The sequence below is a fragment of the Actinomadura darangshiensis genome (assembly GCF_004349235.1).
Taxonomy (GTDB): Bacteria; Actinomycetota; Actinomycetes; order Streptosporangiales; family Streptosporangiaceae; genus Spirillospora; species Spirillospora darangshiensis.
Window position 1 is genome coordinate 1 of the sequence record NZ_SMKY01000406.1, and the last position, 6,490, is coordinate 6,490.

Annotated in this window: 8 protein-coding genes; 5 read left to right on the forward strand and 3 right to left on the reverse strand. The window is 71.6% G+C overall.

Going from position 1 to position 6,490, the window contains the following annotated elements; translation table 11 throughout:
• Window positions 1-590, reverse strand: a 590-nt coding sequence (locus E1293_RS42945; protein ID WP_207939444.1) for an acyl-CoA dehydrogenase family protein, incomplete at its 3' end; no start/stop codon positions are given.
• A 134-nt stretch (window positions 591-724) separates the two neighbouring features.
• On the opposite strand from E1293_RS42945, the gene E1293_RS42950 reads away from it, so the two are divergent.
• Window positions 725-1,651, forward strand: coding sequence for a hypothetical protein (locus E1293_RS42950; protein WP_132205259.1), 927 nt, complete (start codon window positions 725-727; stop codon window positions 1,649-1,651).
• Window positions 1,652-1,668: 17 nt separating this feature from the next.
• Here the strand turns inward: E1293_RS42950 and E1293_RS42955 are convergent, their stop codons facing one another.
• On the reverse strand, window positions 1,669-2,487 hold the full coding sequence (locus E1293_RS42955) for an SAM-dependent methyltransferase (RefSeq protein WP_132205261.1): 819 nt from the start codon (window positions 2,485-2,487) through the stop codon (window positions 1,669-1,671).
• A gap of 132 nt (window positions 2,488-2,619) precedes the next feature.
• Here E1293_RS42955 and E1293_RS42960 point away from each other — a divergent pair, with 132 nt between their 5' ends.
• The 4 genes from E1293_RS42960 (at window position 2,620) to E1293_RS42975 (ending at window position 6,356) form a co-directional block, all read left to right on the forward strand.
• Window positions 2,620-3,594 (forward strand): DUF7064 domain-containing protein, encoded by a 975-nt coding sequence (locus E1293_RS42960; RefSeq protein ID WP_132205263.1) that lies wholly within the window; start codon window positions 2,620-2,622, stop codon window positions 3,592-3,594.
• Window positions 3,591-4,631 carry a phosphotransferase gene (locus E1293_RS42965; RefSeq protein ID WP_165978672.1) on the forward strand — a complete coding sequence of 347 codons (1,041 nt, stop codon included), beginning with the start codon at window positions 3,591-3,593 and terminating at the stop codon, window positions 4,629-4,631. Before E1293_RS42960 ends, E1293_RS42965 begins: the two co-directional genes overlap by 4 nt.
• A gap of 52 nt (window positions 4,632-4,683) precedes the next feature.
• Entirely contained in the window at window positions 4,684-5,511 is an 828-nt protein-coding gene (locus E1293_RS42970; protein ID WP_132205267.1) for an SAM-dependent methyltransferase, read from the forward strand.
• Window positions 5,512-5,579: 68 nt separating this feature from the next.
• Window positions 5,580-6,356 (forward strand): NYN domain-containing protein, encoded by a 777-nt coding sequence (locus E1293_RS42975; RefSeq protein ID WP_132205269.1) that lies wholly within the window; start codon window positions 5,580-5,582, stop codon window positions 6,354-6,356.
• Window positions 6,357-6,389: 33 nt separating this feature from the next.
• On the opposite strand, the gene E1293_RS42980 is transcribed toward E1293_RS42975, so the two are convergent.
• Window positions 6,390-6,490, reverse strand: a 101-nt coding sequence (locus E1293_RS42980) for a DUF2399 domain-containing protein (RefSeq protein WP_132205271.1), incomplete at its 5' end; no start/stop codon positions are given.

Sequence of the window (6,490 nt, forward strand, 5' to 3'; positions counted from 1 at the left end):
CTCCTTGTGGTGGGATGACCCCCCACACCCCCCGGTTCGCTCCGCTCATCCTGAGCCGACTCCGGATCCGACCGGAACAACCCGAACCCCCTGTCGGCGAAAGCGGCCCGGGAGCTCCACGTCTTCTGCCCGTCGAGCAGCCAGCCGCCGTCGGTCCGCGTGGCCGTGGAGCGCAGCGCCGCGAGGTCGCTGCCCGCGCCGGGCTCCGACCACGCCTGCGCCCAGATCACCTCGCCGGCCGCCATCGGCGGCAGGATCCGCGCGAGCTGCTCGGGCGTCCCGTGCTTCAGCAGCGTCGGGGCGAGCAGGTTGATGCCGTTCTGGCTGACCCGTCCGGGCGCACCCGCCGCGTAGTACTCCTCCTCGAAGACGAGCCACTGCAGGACGGACACGCCGCGCCCGCCGTACTCCTCGGGCCACGACACCACCCCGAACCGCGCCGCGCCGAGCGTCCGCTCCCACTCGCGGTGCGCCGCGAAGCCCTCCTCGGTCTCCAGCGACGGCAGCGGCTCCGCCGGGACGTGCCCGCGCAGCCACGCCCGCACCTCCGCGCGGAACTCCTCGTCGGCGGCCCCGAACTCAAGATCCATGCGCACCTCTTTCTAACAACTGTTTGGTAGAGTATCCGTCCCGCCAGCCCTCTGCCGACCCCTCCCGGCCAGTGAGATCCCCCGGGACCGGGAATCCGGCGGTGCGCGACGCCCGCGGCGCCTACGCTCGCGGCATGTCGTCACCCGCGCAGATCGTCATCGTCGAGGGCGGCGAGCACTGGGTCGCCTGGGACAAGGGCCAGGGGGCCCTCGGGGGCGAGTGCGTCCTGTTCGTCTCCTCGCCGCACGAGATGGACCGCTACAAGGACTGGTACGACCGCCGCTGGAACCGGGGCCCGGACGCCGTCTACCTCGTCGACCACGATCGACGGGTCCTGCTGTTCTCCTTCATCTACACCTACGACCTCCCCGACGCGCAGGCGTACCGGGCGATGCTGCTGCGGCTCGTCCGGCACATGTGGAAGGGCTGGCGGGTCGACTGGGCGTACAACGGCGTCGAGGACGTCGTCGCCCACCTGGGCCTCGACGTGTCCGTCCTCGGCCCCGACCCGGGGCGGCCTCGGCCCAGGCCGAGACGACCGGCCCTCCACCACCGGCGTCCGGACGACCAGAACCATTGCCTGGTCACGGTCGACGACGGCAGCGCCGTCCGGGCGTACGGCGTGACCCCGGCCAGCGACGAACTGCTCGGTCTCGGACCGCAGTTGCTGGAGCGCCTGCCGGAGGAAGCGCGGCTCGTCGCGTGCGAGAGCGTTCCGCGGGCCGGGCTGCACGTCGATCTGCCGACCCGGACCGGCGGGTACTGGACGCAGGGCTTCATCCACGGCGCCCTCTATGAGGCGTCCCGGACCTGGCCCGGCTGGCGGTGGGACTTCTGGGAGGACGATTACACCGTGCAGCGCGCCCGCGCCGGCGGCGCCGTCACGATCCCCGACCCGGACGTGGGCACCGCGATCACCGACTTCGTCACCCGGCGGGCGCGCCTGCTGGGCTGGGACGCCGAGCTGGCCCGGAGCCTGCTCCCGGAGGTCCTCGCGGAGCCCGACGACGAGCGGCGGATCGCCGCGCTCGCCGATTTCATCCAGGTCATGCCGTACTGAGACGGCGGATCGGGCCGCTAGGGGAGGCGGGCGACGCCGCAGAAGGCGTCCACCTCGGGCGGGGGGCCGAAGGGGGACGGCTCGGCGCGCCACCGGGAGACGGTGACGACGCCGGGGTCCAGCAGCTCCAGCCCGGCGAAGTAGCCGGCGATCCGGTCGGGGGAGCGGAGGTTGTAGGCGACGCCGCCCGCCTCGACGTACCGGGCGACGGCGCGGGCGCGGGCGGTGTCGTCGACGCCGTCGCCGCCGGGCGTCCCGAACACGTTGGTGCCGTCGTTGACCACCACGTGGCTGCCGGGCGCGAGCGGCGCCACCAGCCGGGCGAGCACGCCCTCCGGGTCCTCGTCGTCGGTGAGGTGGCCGAGGATGCCGAGCAGCAGCAGCGCCACCGGCCGGTCGAGGTCCAGCGTCTCGGCGGCCTTGGCGAGGATCAGGTCCGGGTCGCGGACGTCGGCGTCGACATAGGACGTGACGCCCTCCGGGGTGGAGGTGAGCAGCGCGCGGGCATGCATCAGGACCAGCGGGTCGTTGTCGACGTACACGATGCGCGCGTCGGGCGCGGCGCGCTGAGCCACCTCGTGGGTGTTGTCGACGGTCGGCAGGCCGGTCCCGACGTCGAGGAACTGCCGGATCCCCGCCTCGCCCGCCAGGTGCCGGACGGCGCGGCCGAGGAACGCCCGCGAGTGCCGGGCGATGTCCACCTGCTGCGGGAAGATCGTGACGAACTCGTCGCCGACCTCCCGGTCGACGGGGTAGTTGTCCTTGCCGCCCAGCCAGTGGTTCCAGATGCGCGCCGAATGCGGAACGGACGAGTCGATCTGCTGGTGCTCGGCCATGGGAGTCCTCCGGTGCCGGAACGGTCGCGGCCGATCCTACTTTTCCGATCCCGGCCCGCGGGATCGTTCCGCCGGAGACACCGGCGAAGTTAAGATCACGCTCTAGAATCACGTTCGGAGTCTGGAGCGGCCATGGCGAGGATCATCGAGCACGGCACCTGGAACCTGGAGCCCGCGGACGAGGACCTGCACGCCCCCGGTCCCGAAACGCTGTGGAACGAGTCCTACTACTTCGACTTCGCCGCACCGGACGGCTCCATCGCGGGCTACGTGCGGCTCGGCCTGTACCCGAACTGGGACCGCGCCTGGTACTGGGCCGCGCTGGTGAGGCAGGGGGAGCCGCTCCTCCTCGTCGCCGACAACGACGCACCGCTCCCCAAGCCCGGCACAGCCGACGTCCGCACTGGCGCGTACACGGCGACGCAGCGGATCACCGAGCCCTTCGGCCCCGCCGAGGTCACCCTGGACGGGACCGCCTCGATCCTCCCCGACCCGACCGCCGCCTACGGCGACCACGCCGCCGCCGAGACCACCCGCCTCACGTTCGACCTGCGCTGGGACACCGTCAGCGGCGTCTACCCCTACAAGGACATCCCGCGCTACGAGATCCCCTGCACCGTCTCCGGGACGGTCACCGCCGGCGGCGAGACGATCGCCATCGACGCGCACGGGGAACGCGACCACAGCTGGGGCGAGCGCGACTGGTGGAAGGTCTCCTGGCTCTGGACGTCCGGCCGCCTCGGCGACGGCACGTTCGTCCACGGCATGCAGGCCAACGTCGGCTTCCCGCTTCCGTGGCCCTGCTTCGCCGTCCCGCCGGGCGGCGAGATCGAGCACCGCGACGGCTTCACCGCCGAGACGTCCTTCGCCGCCGGGCTGCCCGCCCGCTCGCGGCTCCGCTACCCCGGCGCACCCATGACCGTGACCCCGGTGGCGTTCGCACCCGTCGCCGTCACCTCGCCCGACGGCCGCCCGGCCCGCTTCCCGCGCGCCCTGTGCCGGTTCGAGGCCGAGGACGGACGCAGCGGCCACGGCTGGACGGAATGGCACCAGCCGCCCGGCTGGGAGGACCACGGCTGGACCCACCTCGCCGAGGACCCCGCATGACCGCCTCGGGCGCCGGCGCCCTGACCGCGCCCTGGCTGTCCGACGCGCTCGGGACGAAGGTCGCCGCCGTCCGCACCGAACCCGTCGGCACCGGCCAGGTGTCCGACAGCCTCCGCGTCTTCCTCACCTACGCGGGCGGCACCGCCCTCCCGCCCACGATGATCGCCAAGGTGCCGGCCGCCGACCCGTCCAGCCGCGCCGCCGCCCGCGCCATCCGCACCTACGAGGTCGAGGCGAGCTTCTACGCCGAGATCGCGCACACGCTCGACGCGGGCGTCCCCGCCTGCTACTTCTCCGGCTACGATCCCGAGCCGGACGAGTACGCCGTCCTGCTGGAGGACCTCGCGCCCGCGCGGCCCGGCGACCAGCTCGCCGGGATCACCCCCGCGGACGCCGCCGCCGCGATCGCCGAGATGGCCGCCCTGCACGCCGCCGGCTGGGACGCGCCGGCCCTCGCCGCCCTGCCCTGGCTCAACCGGCACGACGCCGACGCGGCCGCCTTCACCACCGCGATGGTCACCGACCTCTACACCGGGTTCAAGGACCGCTACGCGGCCGACCTCGGCCCCGAGGTCACCACCCTGATCGAGGACTTCCTGCCGTCGCTCGGCGGCTACCTCACCGCACGCGAAGGCCCGTCCACCCTCACCCACGGCGACTTCCGCGCCGACAACCTCCTGTTCGGCGGCCCGCGCACCGCCGTCCTGGACTGGCAGACCTGCGCCTACGGCCCCGGCCTCGCCGACCTCTCCTACTTCCTCGGCTCCAGCCTCCCGGTCGAGGCCCGCCGCGCACACGAACATGACCTCGTCCGGACGTACCACAGGGCCCTCACGGCCCGAGGCGTCCACCTCACCTGGGACGACTGCTGGACCGCGTACCGCCATCACGCCTTCCAGGGCATCGTCATGGCGATCGGCGCCTCCATGCTCGTGGAGCGCACCCCGCGCGGCGACGAAATGTTCCGCACCATGACCGTCCGCCACGCCCGACACGCCCTCGACCTGCACTCTCTTTCCCTCACCCGCGAGGCATGACGGATATATGGTGGTTCGAGCAAATCAATAGGCGGTCTTTGAGGAGACGCTCGTGGCATCGGATCCGCCGGAGGAGTCACCGGGGCAGGACAGGCTCTCCCGGTTCAACACGAACGTCCCGCATCCCGCCCGGGTCTACGACGCCTGGCTGGGCGGCAAGGACAACTACGCCGCCGACCGTGCGGCCGCCGAAGCCGGCCTGGAGGCCTTCCCGTCCACGGTCAAGTCGGTGCGGGCCAACCGCGCGTTCTTGGCGCGGACGGTCGAGTACCTGGTCGCCGAGGCCGGGATCCACCAGTTCCTGGACGTCGGTACCGGGCTGCCGTCGGCCAACAACACCCACGAGGTCGCCCAGGCGATCCTGCCCGAATCCCGGATCGCCTACGTCGACAACGATCCGATCGTGCTGGCCCACGCCCAGGCACTGCTCAGAGGCACCGAATCGGGCGCGACCGACTACATCGACGCCGACCTGCGCGACCCCGGCAAGATCCTCCAGGAAGCGTCCCGCACGCTGGACTTCACCCGGCCGGTGGCGGTCATGCTGATCGCCGTCCTCCACTTCATCCCCGACGACGCGGACCCGCAGCAGATCGTGGACACGCTGATGGCCGCCGTCCCCCCGGGCAGCCACCTGGTGGTGTCCCACACCGCGAAGGACATCTTCCCCGAGGAGATGGCCGCGTTCGAACGGGCCATGAACGCGAACACCGCGGAGAAGGTCACGCTGCGCGACCGCGACCAGGTCTCCGGATTCTTCCGGGGGCTGGACCTCATCGAGCCCGGCGTCGTCCAGGTCCCCCGCTGGCGCCCCCGCTCCGACCTGGAGGCCTCCGCCCCCGCCGTCCTCTGGGGCGGAATGGCCCGCAAACCCGCGTAGTACTCCGCGCGGGTGCGCGACCTCTGATGTACTGCTCGGTGGTCCGAGGAAGCTCCGAGGAGGCGCGCATGGTCAGTGAGAACGCCGACAGGCTGGCGGTGCTCATCGACGCCGACAACGCCCAGGCCACCCTGGTCGAGGGGTTGCTGGCCGAGGTCGCCAAGTACGGCACCGCCCACGTCAAGCGCGCCTACGGCGACTGGACGGGCACGAACCTGCGGAGCTGGAAAGAGCATCTGCTGGCCCAGTCGATCCAGCCCATCCAGCAGTTCGCGTACACCACCGGCAAGAACGCCACCGACGCGGCGATGGTCATCGATGCGATGGACCTGCTGTACTCCGATCGCTTCGACGGGTTCTGCATCGTCTCCAGCGACAGCGACTTCACGCGTCTGGCCGCGCGGATCCGCGAGTCCGGCCTGACCGTGTACGGGTTCGGTGAACGCAAGACGCCCAAGCCGTTCGTGGCGGCGTGCGACAAGTTCATCTACATCGAGAACCTCGTCTACGACGAGGGTGTCGCCGCACCGGCGGCGTCGCTGAAACCGGCGCCTCCGACGTCGGCCGCGAAGCTCAAGCAGGACACCGCGCTCGTCAACCTTCTCCGCAACGCCGTGGAAGCCGCCTCGGACGAGGACGGATGGGCGCCCCTGGCGTCCGTCGGCCACATCATCACCAAGCAGCGCCCCGAGTTCGACTCCCGCAACTACGGCTACGTCAAGCTCAACGAACTCATCGCCGCGACGACGCTGTTCGTCCTCGACCGCCGCAGCCCCGGCGACGGAAAGGCCGCCATCCTCTACGTCCGCGACAAACGCCACCAGGACAAGAAGCCGGACTCCTGACCGTCCCGTCCCGTCGCCCGGTTCGCCATGCCGTCATGAAGCCAGGTCGGTGAGGAGGTCGCTGAGGACCTGCTCTTCCTCGACACGGGTGGCCCGTTCCCTCATCGCGGTGGCCAGGGGCGGGTCCCAGGGGG

What these genes read in the sequence shown, in the direction of transcription:
- E1293_RS42965 (WP_165978672.1), top strand. Translation starts at nt 3,591, where the DNA reads ATGACCGCCTCGGGCGCCGGCGCCCTGACCGCGCCCTGGCTGTCCGAC.
- E1293_RS42955 (WP_132205261.1), bottom strand. Translation starts at nt 2,487, where the DNA reads ATGGCCGAGCACCAGCAGATCGACTCGTCCGTTCCGCATTCGGCGCGC.
- E1293_RS42950 (WP_132205259.1), top strand. Translation starts at nt 725, where the DNA reads ATGTCGTCACCCGCGCAGATCGTCATCGTCGAGGGCGGCGAGCACTGG.
- E1293_RS42960 (WP_132205263.1), top strand. Translation starts at nt 2,620, where the DNA reads ATGGCGAGGATCATCGAGCACGGCACCTGGAACCTGGAGCCCGCGGAC.
- E1293_RS42975 (WP_132205269.1), top strand. Translation starts at nt 5,580, where the DNA reads ATGGTCAGTGAGAACGCCGACAGGCTGGCGGTGCTCATCGACGCCGAC.